At 71.7% G+C, this 25,917-nt stretch carries 23 protein-coding genes; 19 read left to right on the top strand and 4 right to left on the bottom strand.

What is annotated here, in order from left to right; translation table 11 throughout:
* Positions 1 to 145: 145 nt before the first annotated feature.
* The 10 genes from ACQPXB_RS32545 to ACQPXB_RS32500 all read left to right on the top strand — a co-directional run bounded on the left by ACQPXB_RS32545 (position 146) and on the right by ACQPXB_RS32500 (position 10,116).
* Positions 146 to 1,027, top strand: coding sequence for a methylenetetrahydrofolate reductase (locus ACQPXB_RS32545; RefSeq protein WP_432845553.1), 882 nt, complete (start codon positions 146 to 148; stop codon positions 1,025 to 1,027).
* The gene (gene purU, locus ACQPXB_RS32540; RefSeq protein ID WP_432845552.1) at positions 1,024 to 1,893 is read left to right on the top strand and encodes a formyltetrahydrofolate deformylase; all 870 of its coding nucleotides are present in this window, start codon (positions 1,024 to 1,026) and stop codon (positions 1,891 to 1,893) included. Before ACQPXB_RS32545 ends, purU begins: the two co-directional genes overlap by 4 nt.
* Before the next feature lie 22 nt (positions 1,894 to 1,915).
* Positions 1,916 to 2,260, top strand: a complete 345-nt coding sequence (locus ACQPXB_RS32535; RefSeq protein WP_366589969.1) for a protocatechuate 3,4-dioxygenase — start codon at positions 1,916 to 1,918, stop codon at positions 2,258 to 2,260.
* The gene (locus tag ACQPXB_RS32530; protein ID WP_432845551.1) at positions 2,253 to 3,107 is read left to right on the top strand and encodes a class III extradiol dioxygenase subunit beta; all 855 of its coding nucleotides are present in this window, start codon (positions 2,253 to 2,255) and stop codon (positions 3,105 to 3,107) included. The genes ACQPXB_RS32535 and ACQPXB_RS32530 overlap by 8 nt, the downstream gene beginning before the upstream one ends.
* Positions 3,104 to 3,811, top strand: coding sequence for an alpha/beta fold hydrolase (locus ACQPXB_RS32525; protein ID WP_432845550.1), 708 nt, complete (start codon positions 3,104 to 3,106; stop codon positions 3,809 to 3,811). Before ACQPXB_RS32530 ends, ACQPXB_RS32525 begins: the two co-directional genes overlap by 4 nt.
* Positions 3,812 to 3,827: 16 nt before the next feature.
* Positions 3,828 to 4,109: a muconolactone Delta-isomerase family protein gene (locus ACQPXB_RS32520; RefSeq protein WP_432845549.1), complete on the top strand. Its 282-nt coding sequence runs from the start codon at positions 3,828 to 3,830 to the stop codon at positions 4,107 to 4,109.
* A gap of 113 nt (positions 4,110 to 4,222) precedes the next feature.
* Positions 4,223 to 4,570, top strand: a complete 348-nt coding sequence (locus ACQPXB_RS32515; protein WP_366589978.1) for a TraR/DksA family transcriptional regulator — start codon at positions 4,223 to 4,225, stop codon at positions 4,568 to 4,570.
* 117 nt (positions 4,571 to 4,687) lie between these two features.
* A complete protein-coding gene (locus ACQPXB_RS32510; protein ID WP_432845548.1) occupies positions 4,688 to 6,226 on the top strand; it encodes an amidase in 1,539 nt (512 codons plus the stop codon).
* A gap of 146 nt (positions 6,227 to 6,372) precedes the next feature.
* A complete protein-coding gene (locus ACQPXB_RS32505) occupies positions 6,373 to 9,213 on the top strand; it encodes an FAD-binding and (Fe-S)-binding domain-containing protein (protein ID WP_432845547.1) in 2,841 nt (946 codons plus the stop codon).
* A gap of 174 nt (positions 9,214 to 9,387) precedes the next feature.
* A complete protein-coding gene (locus ACQPXB_RS32500; RefSeq protein ID WP_432845546.1) occupies positions 9,388 to 10,116 on the top strand; it encodes an alpha/beta hydrolase in 729 nt (242 codons plus the stop codon).
* A gap of 193 nt (positions 10,117 to 10,309) precedes the next feature.
* Here the strand turns inward: ACQPXB_RS32500 and ACQPXB_RS32495 are convergent, their stop codons facing one another.
* Positions 10,310 to 11,035: a PIG-L deacetylase family protein gene (locus ACQPXB_RS32495; RefSeq protein ID WP_366582319.1), complete on the bottom strand. Its 726-nt coding sequence runs from the start codon at positions 11,033 to 11,035 to the stop codon at positions 10,310 to 10,312.
* Between the two features lie 273 nt (positions 11,036 to 11,308).
* Here ACQPXB_RS32495 and ACQPXB_RS32490 point away from each other — a divergent pair, with 273 nt between their 5' ends.
* The 4 genes from ACQPXB_RS32490 (at position 11,309) to ACQPXB_RS32475 (ending at position 15,733) form a co-directional block, all read left to right on the top strand.
* Positions 11,309 to 12,241 carry a PaaX family transcriptional regulator gene (locus ACQPXB_RS32490; protein ID WP_432845545.1) on the top strand — a complete coding sequence of 311 codons (933 nt, stop codon included), beginning with the start codon at positions 11,309 to 11,311 and terminating at the stop codon, positions 12,239 to 12,241.
* 73 nt (positions 12,242 to 12,314) lie between these two features.
* Positions 12,315 to 13,730 (top strand): hypothetical protein, encoded by a 1,416-nt coding sequence (locus tag ACQPXB_RS32485; RefSeq protein WP_432845544.1) that lies wholly within the window; start codon positions 12,315 to 12,317, stop codon positions 13,728 to 13,730.
* Between the two features lie 6 nt (positions 13,731 to 13,736).
* Entirely contained in the window at positions 13,737 to 15,329 is a 1,593-nt protein-coding gene (locus ACQPXB_RS32480; RefSeq protein ID WP_432845543.1) for a long-chain-fatty-acid--CoA ligase, read from the top strand.
* Positions 15,326 to 15,733: an acyl-CoA thioesterase gene (locus ACQPXB_RS32475; protein ID WP_366582315.1), complete on the top strand. Its 408-nt coding sequence runs from the start codon at positions 15,326 to 15,328 to the stop codon at positions 15,731 to 15,733. Before ACQPXB_RS32480 ends, ACQPXB_RS32475 begins: the two co-directional genes overlap by 4 nt.
* Positions 15,734 to 15,749: 16 nt before the next feature.
* Here the strand turns inward: ACQPXB_RS32475 and ACQPXB_RS32470 are convergent, their stop codons facing one another.
* Both ACQPXB_RS32470 and eboE read right to left on the bottom strand, forming a co-directional pair.
* On the bottom strand, positions 15,750 to 16,442 hold the full coding sequence (locus ACQPXB_RS32470; RefSeq protein WP_366582314.1) for a helix-turn-helix domain-containing protein: 693 nt from the start codon (positions 16,440 to 16,442) through the stop codon (positions 15,750 to 15,752).
* Positions 16,443 to 16,510: 68 nt separating this feature from the next.
* Complete coding sequence (eboE, locus tag ACQPXB_RS32465) at positions 16,511 to 17,713, bottom strand: metabolite traffic protein EboE (protein WP_432845542.1); 1,203 nt, start codon at positions 17,711 to 17,713, stop codon at positions 16,511 to 16,513.
* Between the two features lie 292 nt (positions 17,714 to 18,005).
* On the opposite strand from eboE, the gene ACQPXB_RS32460 reads away from it, so the two are divergent.
* The 5 genes from ACQPXB_RS32460 (at position 18,006) to ACQPXB_RS32440 (ending at position 25,022) form a co-directional block, all read left to right on the top strand.
* Entirely contained in the window at positions 18,006 to 19,067 is a 1,062-nt protein-coding gene (locus ACQPXB_RS32460) for a 2,3-butanediol dehydrogenase (protein ID WP_432845541.1), read from the top strand.
* Between the two features lie 108 nt (positions 19,068 to 19,175).
* Positions 19,176 to 20,261, top strand: coding sequence for an ABC transporter permease (locus ACQPXB_RS32455; RefSeq protein WP_432845540.1), 1,086 nt, complete (start codon positions 19,176 to 19,178; stop codon positions 20,259 to 20,261).
* A 12-nt stretch (positions 20,262 to 20,273) separates the two neighbouring features.
* Positions 20,274 to 21,383: a substrate-binding domain-containing protein gene (locus tag ACQPXB_RS32450; protein WP_366582310.1), complete on the top strand. Its 1,110-nt coding sequence runs from the start codon at positions 20,274 to 20,276 to the stop codon at positions 21,381 to 21,383.
* Positions 21,384 to 21,394: 11 nt separating this feature from the next.
* Complete coding sequence (locus tag ACQPXB_RS32445; RefSeq protein WP_432845539.1) at positions 21,395 to 23,908, top strand: ATP-binding cassette domain-containing protein; 2,514 nt, start codon at positions 21,395 to 21,397, stop codon at positions 23,906 to 23,908.
* 34 nt (positions 23,909 to 23,942) lie between these two features.
* Complete coding sequence (locus ACQPXB_RS32440; protein WP_366582308.1) at positions 23,943 to 25,022, top strand: SDR family oxidoreductase; 1,080 nt, start codon at positions 23,943 to 23,945, stop codon at positions 25,020 to 25,022.
* A gap of 91 nt (positions 25,023 to 25,113) precedes the next feature.
* Here the strand turns inward: ACQPXB_RS32440 and ACQPXB_RS32435 are convergent, their stop codons facing one another.
* Positions 25,114 to 25,812, bottom strand: a complete 699-nt coding sequence (locus ACQPXB_RS32435; protein WP_432845538.1) for a cupin domain-containing protein — start codon at positions 25,810 to 25,812, stop codon at positions 25,114 to 25,116.
* Between the last annotated feature and the right edge of the window lie 105 nt (positions 25,813 to 25,917).

The raw sequence follows: 25,917 nt of genomic DNA, 5'->3' as shown, positions 1-25,917 counted from the left end.
TCGTCCTGGGCGGATCGGGCGGGGCGGGCGGCCCCGTCATTTGTCGCGGTGAACTCGGTCTCCCTGCCGGACGAAAACCGACCGCCGTTCCGTTCTACTGGTGGCCGCAGGCAGCGCTTGCGGGACGAGGAGACGAGGGCAGCGCATGACGATCCAGCAGGAGGTGGCGGGCTCGGGGCGCCGGCGGCCGGATCTGGCCGACCTGGTGCGGACCATGAGCTACGAGGTGATGCCGTTCCGCGGCACCGAATCGGCTGTGCTCGAACACGTGCCCACCGCCGTCCCGTTGACGGTCACCGTCACCGAGGCGAAGGGCATCGACACCACCTTGGACCTGACCGAACGCCTGCTGCGGCACGGTTACCAGGTCGCTCCGCACCTGCCGGCGCGGCAGTTCACCGACCGCGCCCACGTGGCCGACGTGGTGGCCCGCCTGCGTGCGGCCGGGGCGCGGTCGGTGTTCGTCATCGGGGGCGACGCGCCGAAGCCGGCGGGCGAGTTCGCCGACGCGTACGCCCTGCTGCGGGCGATGGAGGACCTGGGCCACCCGTTCACCGACGTCGGGATCGGCGGCTATCCGGAAGGCCATGCGAAGATCCCGGCCCCCGCGCTCGAGCGGGCGTTGCGGCAGAAGGCTCCGCTCGCGACCCGCGTGATCACCCAGATCTGCTTCGACGCGGCGGTCACCGGCGCGTGGTCCGCGGGCCTCGCCGCCTCCGGGATCGACCTGCCGGTCCACATCGGACTGCCCGGTCCGGTGAACCGCCAGAAGCTCGTGCGGATCTCGGCCGGGATCGGGCTGGGACAGTCGGCGCGGTTCCTGCGCAAGCAGCAGAACCTGATGTGGCGGTTGCTGCTGCCGCGTGCCTACGAACCGACGAAACTCGCCCGGCAGCTCGCCGCCGAGGCGCCGCGCGGCGGCAACGTGCACGGGCTGCACGTCTTCACGTTCAACGAGCTCGCGAAGACCGAGGCGTGGCGGCAGGAACTGCTCGCCCGGATCGCGGAAACGGACGGCCGCGCGTGACCGGGCCCACCCACGAGGACTACGGGCGCCTGATCGTGCAGGGCGCGGACCGGCCGGGGATCGTGGCGACCGTGTCGGGGGTGCTGACGGACGAGGGCGCCAACATCGTCTCGCTCGACCAGTCGACCAGCGATCCGTCCGGCGGCCGGTTCTTCCAGCGCACGGTGTTCCACCTGGCGGAGCTGCCCTCGCGGCTGGCCGGCCTGAACGCGACGCTGGAAACGCGCCTGGGTGAGCAGCTGGGGCTCGAGTTCCGGCTGGTGGAGGCGCGGCGGCGCAAGCGGGCCGCGATCATGGTGTCCAAAGCGGACCACTGCCTGCTGGACCTGCTGTGGCGCCAGCGCCGCGGCGAGGTGCACATGGCGGTGCCGATGGTGGTGTCGAACCACCCCGACCTGGGTGACGACGTCCGCGGCTTCGACATCCCGTTCTTCCACGTGCCGGTGGGCAAGGGGGACAAGGCCGCCGCCGAGAAAGAACAGCTCAACCTGCTCAAGGGCAACGTCGACGTGGTGGTGCTGGCGCGCTACATGCAGATCCTGTCCGCCGGTTTCCTCGCCGAGGTCGGCGTGCCGGTGATCAACATCCACCATTCGTTCCTGCCGGCGTTCGTCGGCGCCGGGCCGTACCAGCGGGCGAAGGAGCGCGGGGTGAAGCTCGTCGGCGCGACCGCGCACTACGTCACCGAAGACCTCGACGAGGGGCCGATCATCGAGCAGGACGTGATCCGCGTGTCGCACCGGGACCCGGTCCCCGAGCTGCAGCGCAAGGGAGCGGACGTCGAACGGCTCGTGCTCTCCCGCGCGGTGGCGTGGCACTGCGACGACCGCGTCGTCCGGGACGGCTCCACCACTGTGGTGTTCTAGCCGGGAACGGAAGGGAGTGGCGATGACGAAGGCCCGTGACGACTACCTGCTCGACCTGCGTGCGAGCCGGCAGGGGTACGCGCTGAACAAGATGTGCCTGTCGCTGAAGGACGAACGCAACCGGCGGCGGTTCACCGAGGACGAATCGGCCTACTGCGACGAGTTCGGCCTGTCGCCGGAGCAGAAGAAGGCGATCCTCGAACGGGACTGGACCGGGATGCTCGAGCTCGGCGGATCCGTCTTCTACACCTACAAACTGGCGATGCTGGACGGGAAGTCCATGCAGTACCTCGGCGGGGTGTTCACCGGGATGACGGCCGAGGAGTTCGCCGAGGCGATGCGATCGGGAGGGCGGAAATTTGGCTAGGGTGATCTGGGGCCTCGCGACTTCGCACGTGCCGTCGATCGGCGCCGCGATGGACAACGGCAAAACCGCCGAGCCGTACTGGAAACCGTTGTTCGACGGGTACGCCCCGGCCCGGGAGTGGATGGCCGGGCACCGGCCGGACGTCGCGGTGATCGTGTACAACGACCACGCCAACGCACTCGACCTCGACCTGATCCCGACTTTCGCGGTCGGCACCGCGGACTCCTACGAAGTGGCCGACGAGGGCTGGGGCCGCCGCCCGGTGCCACCGGTCGTCGGCGCGCCGGAGCTGAGTGAGCACCTCGTCCGCGGGCTCGTCGACGACTCCTTCGACATCGCGACCTTCCACGGCCTCGACGTCGACCACGGCCTCACCGTGCCGCTGTCGGTGTACTGCCCGGATCCGGGGGAGCGGTGGCCGTGCCCGGTGGTGCCCGTGCTGGTCAACGTCATCCGGCACCCGCAGCCCACGGCCGCCCGCTGCTACGCGCTGGGGCAGGCGATCGGCCGCGCGATCCGGTCGTTCCCGGAGGATCTCGGTGTCGCGGTGTTCGGCACCGGCGGCATGTCGCACCAGCTGGCCGGTGCCCGCGCGGGTCTGATCAACACGCCGTTCGACCGCATGTTCCTGGAGAAGATCGAGACCGACCCGGAGGCGCTGGCGCGGCTCACTCGGGAGGAATACGTCGCCCAGGCCGGCACGGAGGGCATCGAGCTGATCATGTGGCTGGTGATGCGCGGCGCGATGGACGAGCGGATCACGCGGATCCACGAGACGTACCACGTGCCGGCGTCCAACACCGCGGCCGCGCTGGCGCTGTTCGAGAACGGGGGAGCACCCGCATGACCGCGTTCGTCCTGCTGCACGGAGCGTGGCACGGGGGCTGGGCCTGGCGGCGGGTGGCCCCCGCGCTGCGCTCGGCGGGCCACGAGGTCTTCGCGCCGACGCTGACCGGGCTCAGCGACCGCGCCCACCTGCTCAGCCCCGCGGTGGGGCTCGGCACGCACGTCCAGGACGTCGTCGGGCTGCTCGAAGCACACGACCTCGGCGACGTCGTGCTGGTCGGGCACAGCTACGCCGGGCAGGTGGTCACCGGTGTCGCCGATCGGGTGCCCGAGCGCCTCGCCAAGCGGGTGTACCTCGACGCGTTCGCCGGCTGCGACGGCGAAGCCGCCATCGACCTGCTGCCCGAGCAGGTGGCCGGGCACTACCGCGAGTCGGTGGCCGGCCCGGGCTTCGGCTGGCTCGTCCCCGTGCGGTCCCTGACCGTGCTCGGCGTGACGGACGAGGCCGACCTGGCGTGGCTCGGCCCGCGCCTGACGCCGCAGCCGTGGCTCACCTACACCGAGCCGCTGCGGCTCACCGGCGCGGGCGAGCGTGTGCCGGCGGAGTTCGTCGAGTGCACGGACTGGATGCGGGTGTTCCGCGCCCACGCGGAGCGGGCCGTGAGCCGCGGCTGGCCCGTGCACGAGATCGCCACGGGGCACGAGGCCATGGTGACCGCGCCCGGCGAGCTCGCGGACCGCCTGCTCTCGATCGCGAAGTCGTAGCCCACCGGAGGAACTGTTGGAATTCCTGGTCCGCACCGAGAACCTGCTGCCGCCCGACACTCCGGACGAGCTCCGGGAGCGGCTGCGCAAGGCCGAACGCGAGCGCGCACACGAGTTGCGCGCCGCCGGGGTGCTCAAACGGCTGTGGCGGGTGCCCGGCCGCAACGCGACCGTCGGCCTGTACGAGGCCGAAGACCCGACCGCCCTGCACGACGCGCTCACCTCGCTGCCGATGTGGAAGTGGATGGACGTGACCGTCGAGGCACTGGCCACCCACCCGCAGGAGCTTTCGCCGTAGGGGCAAGCGGGCGGGCGGCAGTGGCCGGTCCTCCGGCCGTCGTGAACGCGGGGGAGTAGCGGGCGCACGGGATTCTGCTCGAGGATGACGGTGACAGGGAGGATGGTCGCGTCATGGACGAGCGCGCCGCGATGGAGCTGATCGAGAGGGCACAAGCCGAGACCTCGCGACGGGCCTCCGCGCTCGCACGGCAGTGGAACGAGATCGTGGCGGCCTCGGAGTTCAGCAGCGGCGACGACGAACACGACCCGGAAGGCGCCACCATCGCGTTCGAACGCGCGCAGGTCCAGGCCTTGCTGCGGCAGGCCCAGGACGAACTCGCGGCACTCGGCCAGGCCGCCGAACGAGTGCTGGCGGGCGTCTACGAGGTCTGCGAACGCTGCGGCGGCCCGATCTCCGAAGGCCGCCTCGCCGCCCTGCCGGCGACGCGGACGTGCATCACCTGTGCGAACCGAAGATGACGCGACCAGGGACGAACCGCAAGGGCAGTGCACGCGGACCGCGGAGATCGGCATTCGTTGACGTGTCGTCGGATCGTCCCTAGGTTCGACGCCATCGCCGACCTCGAAGGAGCGGTCATGGCCATTCCGGTGCCCGATGCGGCAAGGCTCGCCCAGCTGTCTCAGCGTTACGGATTCGACCTGACCGACGCCGAGATCGGGGAGTTCGTCCCGGCGGTCGAGGGGACGCTGGCGGCGTCGGAGGAGGTCGAGCGGCTCTACGGGCGGTCGTCGCCCGAGGTGCCGGTGCGGGAGTCGGCGCTGCCGGTGGACAATCCGCTCAACGCGTGGTCGGTGCGGACGGCGATCACCGAGACGGCGGAAGGCCCGCTGGCGGGGCGGACGGTCGCGGTGAAGGACAACGTCGCCGTGGCCGGGGTGCCGATGGTCAACGGTTCGGCGTCGATGGAAGGCTTCGTGCCGAGGCGGGACGCCACGGTGGTGCGCCGGCTGCTCGCCGCGGGCGCGACGATCGCCGGCAAGTCGACGTGCGAAGACCTGTGTTTCTCCGGGGGCAGTTTCACGTCGTGGCCGGGGCCGGTGCGCAATCCGTGGGATCTTTCGCGCAACGCGGGTGGCTCGTCGAGCGGCAGCGCGGCGCTGGTGGCGAACGGTGACGTCGATCTGGCGGTGGGCGGGGACCAGGGCGGCTCGGTGCGGATCCCGGCGTCGTTCACCGGGATCGTGGGCCACAAGCCGACGTACGGGCTGGTGCCCTACACCGGTGCGTTCCCGATCGAGCAGACCATCGACCACCTGGGGCCGATGACGCGCACGGTGGACGACGCCGCGCTGATGCTGGGTGTGCTGGCCGGAGTCGACGGCTACGACTCCCGGCAGCCGACGGTCCTCGACCCGGTCGACTACGTCGCCGCTCTGCGCGAGAGTGCCTCCGGTCTGCGCGTGGGTGTGGTGGGGGAAGGGTTCGGCACGCCCGTTTCGCTGGCCGGCGTCGACGACGTGGTCCGGGACGCGGTGGAGGTGCTGCGGTCGGCCGGGCTGACCGCGGCCGAGGTCTCGGTCCCGTGGCACACCGACGCCATGGCGGTGTGGAACGTGATCGCGACCGAAGGCGCCGCCTACCAGATGATCGACGGCCACGGGTACGGAATGGGGACCTGGGGCCAGTACGACCCGGAGCTGATCGCGCACTACGCCCGGGGCCGCCTCGCGCGCGGGCGCGACCTGTCGAAGACGGTGCAGCTCGTCGGCCTCTCGGGCCGTTACACCTTCGAACTCGGCGGCGGCAAGTACTACGCCATGGCGCGCAACCTTTCCTACGAACTGCGGGCGGCCTACGACGCCGCTCTGGGCGAGTACGACGTCCTCGTCATGCCGACGCTGCCGTATGTCGCGCGGGAGCTGCCGGCACCGGACGTGTCGCTCGCCGACTACCTGGACACGGCCTTGTCGATGATCGGCAACACGGCGCCGTTCGATGTGACCGGGCATCCCGCGTGCAGCGTTCCGGCCGGGCTGGTGGACGGGCTGCCCGCGGGGATGATGATCATCGGCAAGCGGTTCGACGACGCGATGGTTTTGCGGGTCGCGCACGCGTATGAGCGGGCGGTGGGCGGTTTCCCGGCTCCGGCGGGTACTGCTGCGGCGGCGTCCTAGCCCCGCGTATCAGGTGGTGGACATCTCCGCAGCTGTCCCTTGCCCGGGGCGGCGCCGAGCGTGAACCTGGATCAGCGAGCCGGGCGATCTCGGCCGCGCTGAATGCTGAACGCGCTACGACACGCACGATCGACGAGGATCAGCCCATGACCGCCACCGGGCAAGCCGTCACCACCAGCGGCGAAGCCGACCTGCTCGACCTGCTGGCCGCCGCGACCGGGGACCCCGGGCGGGTCGGGCGGCGGCTGACCGACCGGCTGGCCCATGCGCACGACGCGTCGCACTTCATGCTCACGCCGAGGGCGGTGGTGAGGGCGAGCAGCGCGGACGAGGTGGGGCGGTTGTTCGCCGCCGCGAGGGCGGCCGGGGTGGCGATCGGGTTCCGGTCCGGGGGGACGAGCCTGTCGGGGCAGGGCGGGACGGACGGGGTGCTCGTGGATACCCGGCGCCACTTCCGTGACGTCGAGGTGCTCGACGACGGCAAGCGCGTGCGGGTGGGCCCCGGGGCCACGATCCGGCAGGTCAACGCACGTCTCGCGCGGTGGGGGCGCAAGCTGGGGCCCGACCCGGCGAGCGAGGTCGCGTGCACCGTCGGGGGCGTGGTCGCGAACAACTCCAGCGGCATGGCCTGCGGCACCTGGGCCAACAGCTACGCCACGCTCGAGTCGATCGTGCTCGTGCTGCCGTCCGGCACGGTCGTGGACACGGGCAAGCCCGACGCGGACGGCCGGCTGCGCGCCGCGGAGCCCGAGCTGCACGCCGGACTGGGCCGGCTGCGTGACCGGGTGCGGGGTGACGCGACGCTGCGCAAACGGGTCGAGCAGCAGTTCTCGATGAAGAACACCATGGGCTACGGCCTCAATTCGCTGCTCGACCACACCGAGCCGGCCGACATCCTGGCCCACCTGGCGGTCGGCAGCGAGGGCACGCTGGCGTTCATCGCGTCGGTGGTGCTGCGCACGGTGCCGTTGCACGGGCACGCGCGCACCGGCCTGCTGGTCTTCGACGACCTCGCCGGGGCCACCGGGGCGTTGCCGGCGCTGGTCGCCACCGGGCCGGCGACGATCGAGCTGCTCGACGCGACCTCGATCCGCGTGGGCCAGCGCGACGCGCAGGCGACCGCGGTGCTGCGCGACCTAGCGGTCGACCGGCACGCGGCGTTGCTCGTCGAGTACCAGGCCGGCACGGCCGACGAAGTGGACGAAATGGCCGGGGGTGCCGGCGCGGTCCTGGCGGCGCTGCCGACCACGGCGCCTGCGGTGCTGTCCGCGGACCCGGCGACGCGGGCCGGCCACTGGCACGTCCGCAAAGGCCTGTACGCCATGATCGCCGGGGCCCGCCCGGCCGGCACGACGGCGTTGCTGGAGGACATCGTCGTACCGGTGCCCGAGCTGCTGCCGACGTGCGAGTCGCTCACGGGCCTGTTCGACCGCCACGGCTACCGCGACAGCGTGATCTTCGGCCACGCCAAGGACGGCAACATCCACTTCATGCTCACCGAACGGCTCGGCGACGGCCGGCCGCTCGACCGGTTCGCGGCGTTCACCGACGACATGGTCGACCTCGTGCTCGGCCACGGCGGCTCGCTGAAGGCCGAGCACGGCACCGGCCGGATGATGGCCCCGTTCGTCCGCCGCCAGTACGGCGACGAGCTCTACGACGTCATGCGTGAGATCAAGCGGCTGTGCGACCCGCGGGACCTGCTCAACCCGGGTGTCCTCATCGCCGAGGACCCGGGCGGGCACCTGCGCAACCTGAAGGCTTCGCCACAGGTGGAGGAAGAAGTCGACCGCTGCGTGGAATGCGGCTTCTGTGAACCCGTCTGCCCGAGCCGCGACCTGACCACCACCCCGCGCCAGCGCATCGTGCTGCGCCGGGAGATCGAGCGGGCCCGCGAGGCCGGGGACACGGCCGCGCTCGCTCAGCTGCGGGCCGAGTACGAGTACGACGCGGTGCAGACCTGCGCCGTCGACGGCATGTGCCAGACCTCCTGCCCGGTGACGATCAACACCGGCGACCTGATGAAACGGCTCCGGGCCGAAGACGCCGGCCGGGCCACCTCGGCGATCTGGGCCGGCGCCGCGCGGCACTGGGACGGCGCGACGCGCGCGGCCGCGACCGCGCTCACCACCGCGGCCAAGCTGCCGGAGCGCGTGGTCCTCGGCGCGAACGAGCTGGCCCGCAAGGCCGGGAGCACCGATGCGGTCCCGCTGTGGTCGCCGGAGCTGCCACGCGGCGGCCGGCGTCGCACCGAGTCCGTGACCGGGAACGCCGACGCGGTGCTGTTCGCGTCGTGCACCGGCACCATGTTCGGCGGCGTGGAGCCCGGCGTCGCGGCGGCGCTGCGGACCCTGTGCGAGCGCGCCGGGATCCGCCTCACGACCCCGGACGGACCGGCGTCGTTGTGCTGCGGCACGCCGTGGAAGTCCAAGGGCCTGGAGCGGGGCTACGAGGAGATGGCGCGGCGGGTGCTGCCGGCGCTGTGGGCCGCCACGGACAACGGCCGGATCCCGGTCATCGGCGACGCGTCCTCGTGCACCGAAGGGCTGCGGCACCTGATCGAACGCGGGCTGGAGCGGTTCCGGGAGATCCGGGTGGTCGACGCCGTCGAGTTCGTGCGCGACGAGGTGCTCGGCCGCCTCACGATCACCGCCCCGGTCGCCGCCGTGGCCCTGCACCCGACGTGTTCGGCCACGCGGATGGGGCTGTCCGGCGCGTTGCGCGAGGTCACCGCGGCCGTGGCCGGCACCGTGACCGTGCCCGAGGAGTGGGGGTGCTGCGGCTTCGCCGGCGACCGCGGTCTGCTGCACCCCGAGCTGACGGCTTCGGCCACCGCGCGCCAGGCCCGGGAGCTCGCCGACGCCGGCCCCTTCGACGCCCACGTCTCCTGCAACCGCACGTGCGAGCTCGGCATGACCAGGGCGACCGGGCACCGGTACGAACACGTCCTGGAGCTCGTCGAACGGGCCACCAGGCCCGCGCAGTGAACGAAACTCGATGGCGGACCGCGGCGGCTGCTGCTAGCTTCCCGGGAGCCGTGCGAGAGACCGAGGAGGTGGTACCCGTGAACGCAACGACATGGGTGCTCCCCTCAGGGGTCACGGTCGGGCGGTAGGTCGCCCGGGAGCGCCGTTCCACGAGCACTCCCGAAAGGCACGACCATGCGATTCACCGCCGAACAACGCCTCGACGACGGCGTCCTCGAACGCGAGTTCACCCTCGGCGACGTCCCCGGCATCCTGTGGACGCCAGGGTCCGCAACCGAGCCCGCGCCGCTGATCCTGCTCGGCCACCCCGGCGGGCTGCGCAAGATTTACCCGCGGCTGGTGGCGCGGGCTCGCGGCTCCGTCGCCGAAGGCTACGCCGCGGCCACCCTCGAGCTGCCCGGAAGCGGCGACCGGCCCCGATCCGCCGTCGCCGAGCAGGCGCGCGCCGACCTGCGCCGGGCGTTGGGGACGGGGGAGCCCCTGGAGGAGATCGTCGACCGGCTGGTCCTGCCGCTGGCCGAGCAGGCGGTCCCGGAATGGCAGGCCGCACTGGACGCCCTGCTCGCGCTGCCCGGGATCCGCGGCCCGGTCGGGCTTGCGGGCGGCGTGATCGCCCTCGGCGTGCGGCTGGCGGTGGTCGAACCGCGCCTCGCGGCCGCCGTGCTGTTCGCGGGGAGTTTCGTGCCCCGCAGCATCGTCGAGGAGGCGCGGCAGGTCACCATTCCGCTGCACGTCCTGCTGCAGTGGGACGACGAGGGCAACGACCGGCAGCTCGCCCTGGACCTGTTCGACGCCTTCGGCTCGAAGGAGAAGACGCTGCACGCCAACATGGGCGGGCACGCCGGCGTCCCGCAGTTCGAGGGGGAAGCCGGCAACCGGTTCTTCGCCCGGCACCTGAAGTGAGCACTGAGGGGTCCGCCGGGAAAGCCGGCGGACCCCTCCGCGTACGGAAACGACGAAGACGTTCCCGGTGTGCAGTGCTCACTTTTTCGCCCCACCGGGAAAACGTCACCGGCTGCGTCCGATCGGGCGCTTTCCGAACAGCTGGTCAATACTCATGGCCAAGTGGGCAGTGCGCGACCGCGCGCGGCCCGGGTCAGAGAACGATGATCTCGGCGGGGACGGCGAACCGCACACCCATCCGCAGGCCGGTCTCGGCCCCGGAGGCTTCGAGGAACTCCCGGGGCGACGCCATGTCGCCGGGGCCGATGCCGCGCAGGTACTCGGCGTGCGCTTCGAGGGAGGCGACGCCGTGGTCGAGGAAGTCCGTCGTGTCGACGCCGTGAGTGGATTCGGGGCTGTTGGTGACGATGATCTGCCGCACCTGCCACGGATCGAGGCCTTCGTCGAGCAGTTCGCGGAAGATCCAGCGGTTGCCGGCATCGCGGGCGCCGTCCAGCACGGCGCGGCCCAGCGCGATGTGGTCGGCCTGGTTGGGGGCGCCCGGGCCCCAGCGATCGTGGTAGTTGCCGGTCACGACGACGTCGGGGCGGTGCCGGCGGAGGGCGCGGGCGATGTCGCGGCGCAGCGGGAGCCCGTATTCGAGGACACCGTCCGGGTAACCGAGGAACTCCACGAGGTCGACGCCGACGACCGCCGCGCCGGCGCGCTCTTCGGCTTCGCGCAGCGGTCCGGCGACGGCGGGGTCGATGGCGTCGATGCCGGCCTCGCCGCTCGTCGCCAGGCAGTAGACGACGCGCTTGCCCTGGGCGGTCCAGCGGGCGACGGCCGAGGCCGTGCCGTACTCGAGGTCGTCCGGGTGCGCGGCGAACGCCAGCGCGGTCGACCACGATTCGTCCAGTGGCACCAGTGGTTCGGTCACCCTCGGGTCAGCCTTTCTCGAAATCACCACAGCTCGAACGCGGTCACCCTACTCGAATGCGGACGCGGTGTTTCCGAACCGCCCGCCCGGTTCGGTTCGGGATGAGCCGATCCCGGTGAAAAGCGATCCGATCACGGCGTTTCTCTCCGTATTCTCATCGGCCATTCACGCCGCGGATCCGGTGAGTTTCCCGACACCGTCCGCGTCGTGAACGCCCCGGGCCCGGGCGCCGGCAGCCACGCCGACGGAAGACGCGGCACTTAGTCTGGGGCGGTGATCTCGCAACCGACCCCCGTGGGTGAGCGGCTTCGCGCCGAGTGCGACGCGGTGGCGTCGCGGCCCCAGCACCTGCTGCTGACGCTGCTCGGCGACCACTGGTACCCGCAGTACGCCCAGCTCCCGTCCACGGCGCTGGTCGCGTTGCTGGGCGAGTTCGGCGTGACCGAGCCCAACGCGCGCGCGGCGCTGAGCCGCCTCGGCCGGCGCGGCCTGCTCGTCTCGCGCAAGGAGGGACGGCGCACCAGCTACGCCCTGACCACGGAAGCGATGGATGTCCTCGACGCCGGCACCGAACGCATCTTCACCTTCGCGACCTCGGCCGTCGAGTGGGACGGGAGCTGGACCCTGGTGGCGTTCTCGCTCCCGGAAGACCAGCGGACGACGCGCGCGAGCCTGCGGACCCGGTTGAGCTGGCTGGGTTTCGCCGCGGTGTTCGACGCGGTGTGGGTGGCGCCGGGGGATCGGGAGGCGGACGCCGCCGGGGTGCTGGCGGAGCTCGGGGTGACGAGCGCGACTGTCCTCATCGGACGCTCGTCCGCGCTGGTTGCGGGCGGGGATCCCTCGGGGGCGTGGGATCTGCAGGCGCTGCGCGAGCGGTACGACGATTTCCTCGCCCGCTTCACCCCGCTGCGCGACCGGATCCCCGAACTGGAACCCGCCGCCGCGCTCGTGGCGCGGACGGCGGTCATCGACGTCTGGCGCGAGTTCCCCGGGGTCGACCCCGATCTGCCCCGCGCGCTGCTGCCCGCGGGGTGGCCGCAGCGTGAGGCCCGTGAGCTGTTCGCCGCGCTCTACGACGGGCTGGCCGAGCCCGCGACGGCACGCGTGCGGGAGATCATCGCCGGGTTCTCGCCCGACCGGGCATCGTCGGCGACTTTCCACACCACCGCCGACGCCCTCACGCTCGTGGGTTCGCACCAAAGCTAGACACTCATGTTGACGACCGTCGTTTCGTGAGTCTAATGTCTCGGTGGTCGGCGACCGAGAGAAGAGGCGAGCGATGGAGCACGCAGACGTCCGCGAGCAGTACCGCCTCGCGAACCAGTACCGGAAGCTGGCGTTCCAGGAGCGGCCGTACCTCGGCTCGCCGGGGGCACCGGCGCAGGACGAGACGAACACGAGCAGCACCTGGGCGCACCTCAACGGCGGGTTCCTGGTCGGCTACGAGTACACGCGCTGGTGGCGCGAGAACCGCGCGCTCCGCACGGCCGCGGTGATCGGGGACTGGAGCTGGCTCAACAAGGTCCGCGTCACCGGGCCGGACGCGACGGAGTTCCTCGACCGCGTGTCGGTGAAGGACCCGACGCGGTGTGCGGTCGGGCAGACCCTGTTCACGCCGATGACGAGCGAGGCCGGGAAGATCGCCATCGAAGGGCTGACGCTCAAGCTCGGCGAGCAGGACTACCTGTTCACCCAGTCCGGCGCCCAGTTCTGGCTCGGGGTGCAGCACGAGCGCCTGGGGCTCGACGTGCACCTCGAGGACCAGACCGCCGACTGGACGTGCTTCGCCGTGCAGGGCCCGCGGTCGCTCGAGGTGCTGGAGGACGTCCTGGCCGTCGGCCTCCACGATCTCGGGTTCTCCCGCTGGCGCCGGCTGGAGTTCGCCGGCACCGAGCTGATCGTGCAGCGCCAGGGCGTGACCGGTGAGCTCGGCTACGAACTGTTCCTGCGCACCGAAACCGGCCGAGCCCACGAGCTGTGGCGCGCGGTGCGCGAGGCCGGCTCCGCGGTGGGCCTGCGCGAGCTCGGGTTCAAAGCCCAGCTGATCGGCCACACCGAGTCGAACATGCCCACGATCATCAGGGACTTCCTGCCCGACCGCTTCAGCCGCGAACGGCTGCCGCGCTTCGCGAAGCTGTGGATCACGCCGGAGGAGTTCGAGGTCTTCGGCCAGGACCTCACCGAGCACCTCGTCACGCCGGCCGAGGTCGGCTGGGGCTACACCGTGGACCTCGACCGCGGCGGCGCCGCCCGCGCGTTCCCGGGCCGCGACGCGCTGGCCCGCGAAGCCGATTCCGGCGGCCCGGCAAGGGTTTTCCGCGGGCTGCTGTGGAACTCCGACGACGTCGGCGAGCTGTTCGCCGCGCAGTTCCGCGACGCGCCCGCACCGCCGCCGCCCGATCTGCCGTGGGGCCAGTTCCGGATGCAGTACCTGCGCACCCGCGAAGGCGACCGGCAGGTCGGCTGGGCCAGCGCGGTCACCTACAGCCCGACGTTGCGGCGGCTGATCAGCAACGCCCGCCTCGACCGGAACCTGCCGCTCGGCGCCGAGGTGACGGTGGACTGGGGCGGGCCGGGGGCCGGCGGGATCGCCGGCGAGCCGACCTGGCGCCTGCGCGCCACCGTCACCGAGCAGCCGTTCCTGCGCCAGCGTCGCCGTGACGACGTGTCCGCCTCACCCGCGCGGCACGGGTAGGCCGCGATGGACGACGAACTCACCATCACCGCGATCCTTCGCCGCGCCGAGCAGTTCTCGCCGGACCGCGAAGTCGTGTCGCGCGAACCGGACCGCTCACTGCACCGCACGACCTGGTCGGCGATCGGCGGCCGGGTGCGGCGGCTGGCCTCGGCGTTGCTGGGACTCGGTCTCCGGCCCGGCGCGCGTGTGGCGACCCTCTGCACCAGCCACCGCCGGCACTTGGAGCTCTACTTCGCCGCCCCGATCGCCGGCCTCGTGCTGCACCCGCTGAACCCGCGGCTGCGCGTCGAGGACCTCGCCTACGTCGCCGGTCACGCGGCTGACGAAGTCCTCGTGCTCGACGAAGCCTTCCTGCCGATCTACGAACAGTTGCGCGAGACGACTTCGTTCCGCCACGTCGTCGTGATCGGTGCGGCGACCGGGGAGGCGATCTCCTACGAGGCACTCGTCGAACGTGGGCGGGCGGACTGGGTACCGCCGGACCTGCCGGAGCGGAGCACGGCGCTGATCGGCTTCACCAGTGGCACCACGGGCCGCCCGAAAGGTGTCGAGTTCACCCACCGCGCCGTCGCGCTGCACACGCTTTCGAGCTCCCTGCACGGCTGGCTCGCGGTGCGGGACACCGACGTCCTGCTGCCGGTTGTGCCGATGTACCACGCGCTCGCGTGGGGCTGGCCGTACACCGCGGCGTTGCTCGGCGCCGGGCTGGTCCTGCCCGGGCCGTTCCTCGACCCGGCGAGCCTGCTGGAGCTGTTCGACTCGGAACGGGTCACGCTCACCGGCGGCGTGCCGACGATCTGGACGGGGGTGCTGCACGCCCTCGACGCCGAGCCGAAGCGGTACGACCTCACGCCGCTGCGCGCGATCCTGTCCGGTGGCTCCACCGCGCCGCCGTCGATGATCGCGGGCTATGCGGAGCGGCACGGGCTGAACCTCGTGCACACGTGGGGCATGAGCGAGCTGATGATGGGCGCGATCGCCGAACTGTCGGCGGAGCTGCAGCAGGCGGATCCCGAGCAGCAGCAACGACATCGCGAGATGCAGGGGCGTCCGATGCCCTTCGTCGAGATCCGGGCTGGCGGCGAGGACGGCTTCGTGGCCTGGGACGGCGAGTCGCTCGGCGAGCTCGAGGTCCGCGGACCGTGGGTCGCCCGCGAATACCTGGCCGAACCGGACGCGAGTGCGCGGCAGTGGACGGACGACGGCTGGTTCCGCACCGGGGACATCGTGACCATCACCCCCGGCGGTTACCTCGGGATCGCCGACCGGGCCAAGGACCTCATCAAGTCGGGCGGCGAGTGGATCTCCACCCCGGCACTGGAGAGCGCGCTCGCGGCCCACCCCGCCGTCGCCGAGGCCGCGGTCGTCGGGGTGACCGACGAACGCTGGGGCGAGCGGCCGCTCGCGGTGATCGCCTTCCACCCGGGCACGAGCGCGACTCCGGACGAGCTGCGGGAGTTCCTCCTGCCGCGCGTGGCGCGCTGGTGGCTCCCCGAACGGATCGAGATCGTCGCGGCGGTGCCGAAGACCGCCGTCGGCAAGTTCGACAAAGTCGCGCTGCGGCGCACTTTCACCAGCAGGGGAGCCGACTCGTGACCGACCCGGCCGCTTCCTTCGACGTCCTGCACGTCGAGCCGCTGCGCGTCGCGTGGGCCGACACCGACGCCAGCGGGCGCATCCACTGGTCGTCGGTCTTCCGCTGGGCGGAGGCGGCCGAGCACGCGCTGCTGCGCGCCGCCGGCCGCGGCGCGGACGAGGCCGGTCCGTACCCGCGCCGCTCGACCGAGGCCGTCTACCACCGCGCTCTCGAGTTCGACGACCGGATCGAAGTCCGCCTCGGCGTGGAGAAAGCCGGCCGCAGCTCCGTGACCTTCGGCTGGCAGATCGTCCGCGGGGACGACCTCTGCGTGGAGGGTCGCCACACCGTGGTCCACGTCGGGCCCGACGGCCGGTCCGCGCCGTGGCCGGAGCAGCTGCGGGCCGCCTTGCGCCTGGGCTGAACCGGCCCGAGCCGGTTCAGCGAGCCGGGTTCCGGCCGTGGACGAACCAGATCGCCTCGGCCGGGCCGTCGCCGCGGTTGGTGAGGCGGTGCGGCGTCGTCGAGTCGAAGGCGATGGAGTCGCCGGCGTGGAGCTGGTAGGTGTCGAAGGCCAGGGCGACTTCCAGGGTGCCGCTGATGACGTAGCCGTATTCGATGCCCGCGTGCCGCGTGAGCTTGTCGTCGGGGACGGAGCTGCCGTCGACCTCGTAGCGGACGTGCAGGAAGTCGACCGTGCTGTCGTGGATGGACGACAGCTGTTCCCACGTGACGCCGGAGTCGAGGACGAGCTGGCGCCGTTCGCCCGGGCGGAGCATGGGGCTCTGCTGCTCCTCGGGGCTTTCGTTCAGCTTCGCCAGGGCGCCGTGGAAGCTGTGCTTCTCGACGCCCGCGGCCGGTGCGGGCGCGGGCGGTTCCTCCGCGCCCGCACCGGCGGCGCTGCTGAACAGCTCGTCGATGGAGACGTTGAGGGCACTGCAGATCGCGTACAAGGTCGCGACCGAGGGCTGGGACTTGTTGTTCTCGATCTGCGACACGAACGCGGCCGAGTACCCGAGGTCGCGCGCGAACTGGCGCAGCGACAGCCCGGCCGCCTGCCGGCGTGCGCGCAGCTGCTCGCCGAGGTTCGCGGCCTCCGAGTGCTCCGCCGCCGGCTCGTGCTTCGCTGCCACGTCTCGCTCCTCGCGCTGTCGTCCAGTCGGTGTTCACTATAGCTTGACGCCCGTGCCGCGAGAGCGGCTCAGGCGGTGAGCCGGTCGCGCACGAACTCCAGCTCCCGCACGACGTAGTCGGTGATGTCGCCGCTCTTGAGGTGCTCGGGCAGCACGTCCCAGGTGTAGGTCTCGATCTCCAGGTGCGACGACTGCGGCTGCGCGCGGTGGCGGTCGAGAGCCTGCTCCAGGGCGAACCGCGTGGTGCGGAACGGGCCGAGGTCGTCGAGGAACACCGGCACGTGGAAGTGGGTGCGCCATTCGCGCGCGCCACCGGGGTCGCGGCGCCAGGCGGCGATCGCGTCGGAGAGGTTGAGGTGGCGGGTGACGGTGCCCTCGCGCAGCTCGGACGTCTGGCTCAGGTAGATGGTGCGGGTGAAGCGCTCCAGCTCGCGCACCACCTCGTCGGTCACCTCGGGTACCCACAGCGCGGCGGCCTGCTGCAGCTTGAACACGGGCACGCCGGCGCCGGCGAGCAGGTCGAGGGAGGCGGGGATGTCGTCGAACTCCACGGCCTGGTGCCCGATGTCGAACACGATCCCGACGTGGCGGCGCAGCGCGCCGAAGGCTTCCGCGAGCGGCAGGTCGGCGAGGCCGGAGAGCGTTTCGGCCGCGGCGCGGGAGTACAGCCGCGTGGTGAAGTAGCGGACCGTCTCCTCGATGGTTTCCAGGTAGCAGAACGGTTCCGGCTCGATCGCGAGCTTCACCCGCCGGCCGGTGCGGCGTTCGAGCGCGACGAGGTGGGCGACGACCCGCAGCACGTTGCGGGTGAACAGCTCCACGTACGCCTCGCCGGTGACCTTGGGCCGGTAGGCCAGCGGCACGGTCTGGATGGTCGGCTCGACCCCGTCCGCGGCGATGTCGGCGAGCACGTCGGCCACCTGCGTGGTGTACGCGACGCGCTCTTCGGTACTCCAGTCCGGTTCGTACACGTTCTCCATCACCGAGCGGCCCTTGAACGGCCCGTGCGGGAACGCGTTGACGGTGTAGACGTAGAGATCGCTGTCCGCCAGGTACTTCTTCAGCCGGTCCCGCTCGGGGCCGTCGCCGGCGAGCCGGTCGGCGGACGCGCCGGAGAGCCGCAGCGACACCCCGAACGGCGCGTCGGGGGAGACCCGGCGCTTCACTTCGGGGACGTAGGTCTCGAGGCTGGCGTTCATCTCGTCCCAGGTGTCACCGGGGTGCACGAGGGTCGAGTAGGACAGGTGGCCCAGACGCGTGCCGAGGTCCATGAGGTTCCTCCGGGGAAGGCGGCAGAGAGGGTGCCGGAAGTGCTGCGGTGACGCGCTGCAGCAGACGTTTGCTCGAAGTGAACAGTCCGAAACCCAGTGCTGTCAAGGATTACGCCGCTTGACCTGCGTATCTGGCAAAGTTGTTCGCTGAGTCTTGACTCACCGGCTGGTTCATTGTTCACTACCGCTGTACAGCGTCGTCGAACGGGAGTGAACCCGGCGAATATCGGCGCCGTGTCCACGCCCGGATCCCGGCTGCGCGGGTTTCCGGAGAGCCTACGAGGAGTTGAGCATGCGCGCCGCGGTCTTCCACGACAAGCACGACATCCGGGTCGAGGACATCCCGGAGCCGGCCGCAGTCGGCGCGCGGCAAGTGCGCGTCCGGCCGTACCTGTGCGGGATCTGCGGCACCGACCTGCACGAGTACGCGGCCGGGCCGATCGTCATCCCGACCAGCCCGCACCCGCTTTCGCACGCCGCCGCGCCGCAGGTGCTCGGGCACGAGTTCTCCGGTCAGGTGCTGGAGATCGGCGCCGAGGTCACCGGCGTCCGCGTCGGCGACCGGGTTTCGGTGATGCCGTTGATCTACTGTGGACACTGCTACTACTGCCGCCGCGGGCTCAACCACCTGTGCCCGCAGATGGCCTGCACGGGGCTGAGCTGGGACGGCGGCGGGATCAGCGAGCAGGTGGTGGTCCCGGAGCACCAGATCTCGGTGCTGCCGGAATCGGTGTCGGACGTGCAGGGCGCGCTGGTCGAGCCGGCCGCGGTCGCCGCGTACGGCGTCGACCGCACCGGCTTCACCTCCGGTGACAGCGTCCTGATCACCGGCGCGGGGCCGATCGGCGCGCTCGCCGCGCTGTACGCCCACGCGTCGGGCGCGGCACAGATCTTCGTGAGCGAGCCCAACGCGCGCCGCCGGGCCCTGCTCGACGCGCTCGGGGTCGCGACCGTGCTCGACCCGACGGCCGAGGACGTGCCGGAGGTGGTCCGCGGGCTCACCGGCGGGATCGGGGCCGACGTCGCCGCGGAGTGCTCCGGCTCGGAGGCCGGCCTCGCCACGGCACTGGGCAGCCTCCGGTCCCACGGCACCGCGACGCAGGTGGGCCTGCACGTCCGGCCCGCCACGATCGACCCGATGGCTCTGTCGCAGCGCGATCTGAGCCTGGTCGGCACGTGGTGCTACCCGGTGTTCGACTTCCCCCGCATCATCTCGCTCGTCGCGACCGGCCGGTTCCCGGTGGAGCGCGTGCTGACCGAGGTGATCGCGGTCGACGACGTCGTCACCGGCGGGTTCGACCGGCTGCTCGACCCCGAAGGCGACGCCCAGAAGCTGCTCGTCAAGGTCGGCTGACCGGAACCGCCTTCACCACCCAACCGTTTCCCGCTGTCCACGAGACCTTTGTGGACAGACTTCGTCCTGCCCTGCGACCCGGTGCGCCTGCACCCGAGGAGCGATCCGATGAGCGACACGACAAGGGGTTCCGTGGTCGTCACACAGTCGGCCCCGTCGCCCGCCCCGGCTTCGGGGACCGCCCACCCGCCCGGCCGGCCGAGCCTCTGGCGGCAGACGACGGCACAGCGCGCCTCGCGCGGACTGGTCACGATCCTCGTCGCGACCGCGCTGCTGTTCCTCGTCAGCCTGCTGCTGCAGCCCGAGAGCCTGGGCCGCAGCTCACTGCAGGGAATGCTGCCCTTCGCCGCGGTGCTCGCCGTGGTCGCGCTCGGGCAGACGCTGGTCGTGCAGCAGGCGGGGATCGACCTGTCGGTGCCCGGCACCGTGTCCCTGAGCGTGATCATCGTGACGCACTACCCCGCCGGGGACAACGGAAAGCTGCTTCCCGCGGTGCTGCTCGCCTACGTCGCGGCGCTGGCGGCGGGCCTGCTCAACGGCCTGGTCGTGAGCCGGCTCGGGATGTCGGCGATCGTCACCTCCTTGGGCACCAACGCATTGCTGTACGCGGTGGTGCTCGGGGTCTCGGGCGGCTCGCCGGTGACGACCACGGACACGTTGCACTCGCTCGTCACCGGCCGCTTCCTCGGTCTGCCGTACGCGGTCTACATCGCCGTCGTCCTCGTCGCGGTGACCGGCTTCGCGATGAAGGGCACCGTGCCGGGCCGCCGGTTCGAGGCTGTGGGCGACAACCCGGAGGCCGCGGGGCTGGCGGGCCTGCGGGTGCGGCGTCACCAGCTCGCCGCCTACGTCTGGGCGTCGCTGCTCTACGGCACGGCGGGCATCCTCCTGGCCGGCATCGTGACGACGCCGGGCGCGTTCCAGGGCGACACGCTGCTGCTGCCGTCGGTCGCGGCCGTCGTGCTGGGCGGCACCTCGCTGCTCGGCGGCAAGGGCAGCCCGGTCGCCAGCGCCATCGCCGCCCTGTTCCTGTCCCAGCTCGACCAGTTCGTGCTGACGCTCGGCGTCAGCGCGGCGACGAACAACATCGTCCAGGCGCTCGCGCTCGCCGCGGGTGTCGCCGTCTACACCGTGAACTGGGCCGCCGTGCGCGGCTGGTTCCGCCGTGTCCCCGCTCCCCGGACCCAGCAGTAGGAAGGGTTTCCCATGTCTCCCCAGTCCCTTCGCCGGTCGTTGCTCGCCGGCTTGGCTTCCCTCGCCCTCGTGACCACCGCCTGCACGGTGGACGACGGCGGCTCGACCAGCGCCGAGGGCGGCAAGCCCGCCAACGCGAACGTGCCGGCCTGGTGCGGTTCGAAGCAGATCACCCTCGGCCTGGCCGACGGCTTCGGCGACAACAACTGGCGCAAGGTCACCACGGCCGAGGCCAAGGCCGAGGTCGCCAAGTGCCCCAACGTCACGTCGTTCACCTACACCGACGGGCAGGGCAACACCCAGAAGGCCATTTCGGACATCCAGGGCCTCGTCGCCAAGGGCACGCAGGCGATCGTCGTCTTCCCGGACGCGGGCCAGGCCGTGCTGCCCGCCCTGCGCAGCGCCTACAAGGCGGGCGTGGTCACCGTGCCGTACCGGGTCAACCCGGGCGGGACGCCCGGCCAGGACTACGACGCGTTCGTGAGCACGAACTTCGAGCAGGCCGGCGTGCTGTGGGGCCAGTGGCTCGTGAAGGCGCTCAACGGCAAGGGCAAGGTGCTCAACCTCGGCGGGCCGGCCGCGAACTCGCAGAGCCTCGACGAGTACAAGGGTATGCAGAGCGTGCTCAAGGACCACCCGGGCATCCAGTTCGTCGGCACCACGCCGTACGAGGTGACCAACTGGGACGCCGCGCAGACCCAGCGCGTGATCACCGCGGCGCTGGCCAAGAACCCGGAGATCGACGCGATCACCACCGACTTCGGGGCCGCGCTGGCGAGCTCGTTCTCCGCGTTCACCTCGGCCGGGCGCAAGATCCCGGCGATCGCGACCGAGGACGCCAACCAGCTCGCCTGCAACTGGCAGCAGCAGAAGGACGCCGGCAACCCGTTCCAGCTGTTCACCGTCTCCTCGCAGAACGCGATGTCGCGCCTGGCGATCGACGTCGCGGTGGCCAAGGCGACCGGCGGTGTGGTGCCGAAGGACCTGGTCTACCCGCAGTCGGCGTTCGAGGACTCGATCTCCGGGCAGCCGCACCCCGTCACGTGCGACAAGGACCTCCCGAGCGACGCGTTCGTGTCCAGCTCACTGTCCAAAGCGGACCAGACCGCGGCCCTGAAGTAGGAGAGGCGACCATGACCGAAGTTGCGGCACTGAGCCTGTCCGGGGTGTCGAAGAGCTACGGGCCCGTGCGCGCCCTGTCGGAGGTGTCGCTCGACGTCTTCGGCGGGCGGGTGCACGCGCTGCTCGGCGAGAACGGCGCGGGCAAGTCGACGCTGATGGGCATCGCGTCGGGCTCCACCCGGCCCGACGCGGGCACGATCACGGTGGCCGGCGAGCCGATCGCGGCTCTGACCACCGACCGGGCGAGCCGGCTCGGCATCGCGATCGTGCACCAGCACCCGGCCGTGCTGGCCGACATGACGGTCGCGGAGAACATCCGCCTCGCGGTGCCCGCCGAGCGGATGCCGGCCGGCAACCCGCGTGTGTGGATGGTCGAACTGCTGCGGAGCGTCGGCTCGGACCTGCGGCTGCAGGACCGGGTGGCCGATCTCGGCGTCGCGCAGAAGCAGCTGCTGGAGCTGGCGAAGGCCGTCGCGCTGGAGCCGAAGGTGCTGATCCTCGACGAGCCGACCGCGCCGCTGGGCGCGGAGCAGACCGAGATCCTGTTCGACCAGGTGCGCCAGGCCACCGCCCGCGGCACGGCGGTCGTCTACATCACCCACCGGCTCGCCGAGGTGCGTGAGATCGCCGACGAGGTGACGGTGCTGCGCGACGGCCGGGCGCGCGGCCACTCGGCCGTCGCCGACCTCACCGACGACGAGATGCTGCGGCTGATCGTCGGGCGCGAGCTCGCCTCGGCGTTCCCGGAGAAGTACACCGATCTCGCCGACGCGAAGGTCGCGCTGGAGGTCGAAGGCCTCTCCGGTGAGGGTTTCCACGACGCGCGGCTCGTCGCGCACCACGGGGAGATCGTCGGGCTCGCGGGCATCGTCGGCAACGGCCAGAGCGAGTTCCTGCGCGCGCTGGCCGGGCTGCGCCCGTCGACGGGCCGGATCGTGCTCGACGGCGTGCCGCTGCGGGGCCGGGCCCTGGTCCGCTCAACGGCGTACATGCCGGCCGACCGCCACCGGGAAAGCCTGCTGCCGGCGATGTCGGTGCGGGAGAACGCGGCCGTCGCCTCGTTGCCCTCCTTCGCCGGCGGGGGAGTGGTCTCCTCGGAACGCGAACGGGCCGGAGTGGACGCCGAGCTGGCCAAGCTGTCGGTCAAGACCGCTTCGCGCGAGACGAACGTGATGGCGCTTTCGGGCGGCAACCAGCAGAAGGTGGTGATGGCGCGCGCTCTGCTCGCCGCACCGCGGCTGCTGCTGGCCGACGAGCCGACCCAGGGCGTCGACGTCGGCGCCCGGTCGGAGATCTACACGATCATGCGCGACGTGGCCGCGTCCGGGGTGCCCGTGGTCGTGGTGTCTTCCGACGCCAAGGAGCTGGAAGGGCTCTGCGACCGGGTCGTGGTGTTCTCGCGCGGCCACGTCGTCGCCGAGCTCACCGGCGAGGACGTCACCGAGGAGAAGATCACCGGCTCGGTCGTCAACGCCACCACCCTGCGCCGCGACGCGCCGGCGGCCAAGAAGGCCGGACCGGCGAAACCGGTTCCGTCGACCCGCCGGCCCCCGATGGCCGAGCGCCTGCGTGACCTGGCCAAGGGCGACTACGCGCCGAGCATCGTGCTCGCACTGGTCATCCTCGCGCTCGGTGGCTACACCTTCGCCCACAACGTGCGGTTCCTCGCACCGTTCAACGTCACCTCCCTGCTCACGCTGCTCACGGCGCTCGCGTTCATCAGCCTGGGCCAGACCATCGTGATCATGACCGGCGGGATCGACCTGTCGGTCGGGCCACTCGCCGGGCTGCTGGTGGTGATCGCGTCGTTCTTCGTCACCGACGGCCACTCGCCGCTGCTCGTGGCGCTCGCGTTCGTGATCATGCTCGCGGTGGCGGTCGCGTCCGGGGTGCTCAACGGGGTGCTGATCCGCTTCGGCGGGTTCACCGCGGTGGCCGCGACCCTGACCCTCTACATCGGACTGCAGGGCGTCTCCTTGCTGCTGCGGCCGTTCCAGGGCGGGTTCATCAGCACGTCGGTCACCGACGCGATCACCGCGACGGTCGGGTTCGTGCCGATCGCGTTCCTCGTGGCGGTGGTGGTCGCCGTCGGGCTGGAGCTGGCGTTGCGGTTCACCGCCTGGGGCCGCGGCCTGCGGGCGGCCGGCTCGAACGAGGGGTCCGCGCGGCGCCTGGGGGTGAAGGTGAACCGGGTCCACGTGCTGGCCTACCTCGGCTGCGCGGTCCTGACGTTCTTCGGCGCGCTCCTGCTGATGGCCCAGATCGGCGTCGGTGACCCGACGCAAGGCGTGAGCTACACGCTCTCCAGCATCACCGCGGTCGTGCTCGGCGGGGCGAGCCTCGCCGGCGGGCGCGGGTCGTTCATCGGGACGCTGCTGGGCGCCGCGCTGATCCAGGAAGTGCTCAACGCGACGACGTTCCTGAACCTGAGCCAGAGCTGGCAGTACTTCTTCCAGGGAATCCTCATCCTCGTCGCCGCGGCGATCTACACCCGCGTGCGCCGCCGGACGCCGGCCCTGGTCTGAGCTTTCGCCGTACGCACAGCAGAAAGAGGAGACAGTGAGCGAAACAGCACTCGTCGTCGGGGTCACCGGCATCGCCGGGGCCGCGGTGGCCACCCGGCTGGTCGAGCGCGGCTGGGCGGTGACCGGGGTGTCCCGCCGCAGCGAGTCCGGCGTGCCCGGGGTCCGCTCGGTTCGCGCCGACCTCGAGGACGCGGCCGCGCTGAGCGCCGCGCTCGCGGACACGAAACCGACGCACGTCTTCCTCACCGCGTGGTCGCGCCGCCCCACCGAAGCGGAGAACATCGACGTCAACGCCGGCATCGTGCGCAACGTGCTGGCGGCGGCCACCGCGGGCGGCGCCGTGCGGCACGTCGCGCTGATGACCGGGCTGAAGCACTACCTCGGGCCGTTCGAGGCCTACGCCGCCGGGGTCACGCCGGACACGCCGTTCCACGAGGACGAGGCGCGGCTCGACGTGCCGAACTTCTACTACGCGCAGGAGGACGAGCTCTTCGCGGCCGCCGAGCGCCACGGCTTCACCTGGAGCGTGCACCGGGCGCACACCGTGATCGGCCACGCCGTCGGCAACGCCATGAACATGGGGATGACGCTGGCGGTCTACGCGGCCGTGTGCCGGGAGACCGGGCGGGACTTCCGGTTCCCCGGCTCGGAGGTCCAGTGGAACGGCGTCACCGACATGACCGACGCCGGGCTGCTGGCCGACCAGATGGTGTGGGCGGCCACCGACGGGAACGGGCGCGACGAGGCGTTCAACATCGCGAACGGCGACGTGTTCCGCTGGCGCTGGATGTGGCCGCGCCTCGCGAAGCTGCTCGGGGTGACGCCGGCCGGGTTCGACGGCAAGCCCGCGCCGCTGGAGGAGCAGATGGCCGACGCCGGCCCGGTCTGGCGCCGGATCGCCGAGCGCCACGGGCTGCGCGAAGCGGACCTCACCCGGGTCGCGTCGTGGTGGCACACCGACAGCGACCTCGGCCGGCCCATCGAGTGCCTCACCGACATGAGCAAGAGCCGCAAGGCCGGGTTCACGGGCTACACCAGCACGCTGGACTCCTTCGCCCGGCTCTTCGAGACCTTGCGCGCGGAGCGGATCATCCCGCCCGCCGCGACCGAATAGGCACGACCGAACAGGCACGACCGAACAGACAGAGCGGAATGAGCACAGCGGAATGACCACAGTGGACGTTACGAGCCCGACCGGCGCGCGGTCAGCGCTCGTCGCTCGCCGCCGGGAGCGGACGGGCGAGCAGCTCGAACAGTTCGGCCGGCGGCTCGGCGAGCCAGTCGCGCGCCCGGCCGGAGGCGGTGCGCCCGACGACGAACCACAGTCCCCGCGCGGGCGCGGCGGTGTGGTTGACGTACAGGTGCGCGCGGTCGGAGCGGAAGGAGAACGAGTCGCCGGCGCGCAGCACGTGCTCGTCGGACTCGAACCGCAGCGTGAGCTCGCCGTCGAGGAGGTAGGCGTGCTCCGTGCCCGGGTGGCGCATCAGCCCGCCGTCGACGGAACTGCTCGCGCCGGGCTCGTACGTCACCAGCAGCGGCTCCACCGACCGCGAGCCGTCGATGGCGAGGCGTTCCCAGCGCACGCCGTTGTCCATGTCCAGCACCGGGTTGTCGGCGGCGCGCTGGATGGTGGTGCCGGCTTCGTCGGGTTCGAGGACGGCCGGGCGGCGGCCGGGCTCGGCCTTCCCGCGATGGCCGGCGACCTCGAGGCCGAGCACTTCGTCCAGGGACAGGCCGAGGTGGCTGACCAGCGTGTAGAGCGTGCTCACGGACGGTTGCGACTTTCCGGTCTCGACCTGCGACAGCAGGCTCGCCGAGAGCCCCGTGGCCAGCGCCACGCCGCGCAGGGTGCGCTTCTGCCTGATCCGCGCTTCGCGCAGGGCAGGGCCGATCCGGTCGTCCACGGTGCCGCTCCCGTTCCGTTCACGGCGCCATCGCCGACTGTTCACTCGATCATACGTTCGTGCGTTGTGGCTGTACACACGCCCAGGTGCGACCTGCGCAACATC

It is taken from the genome of Amycolatopsis sp. CA-161197 (assembly GCF_050942255.1).
GTDB lineage: Bacteria > Actinomycetota > Actinomycetes > Mycobacteriales > Pseudonocardiaceae > Amycolatopsis.
This window is presented reverse-complemented; position numbering and strand designations above follow the sequence as displayed.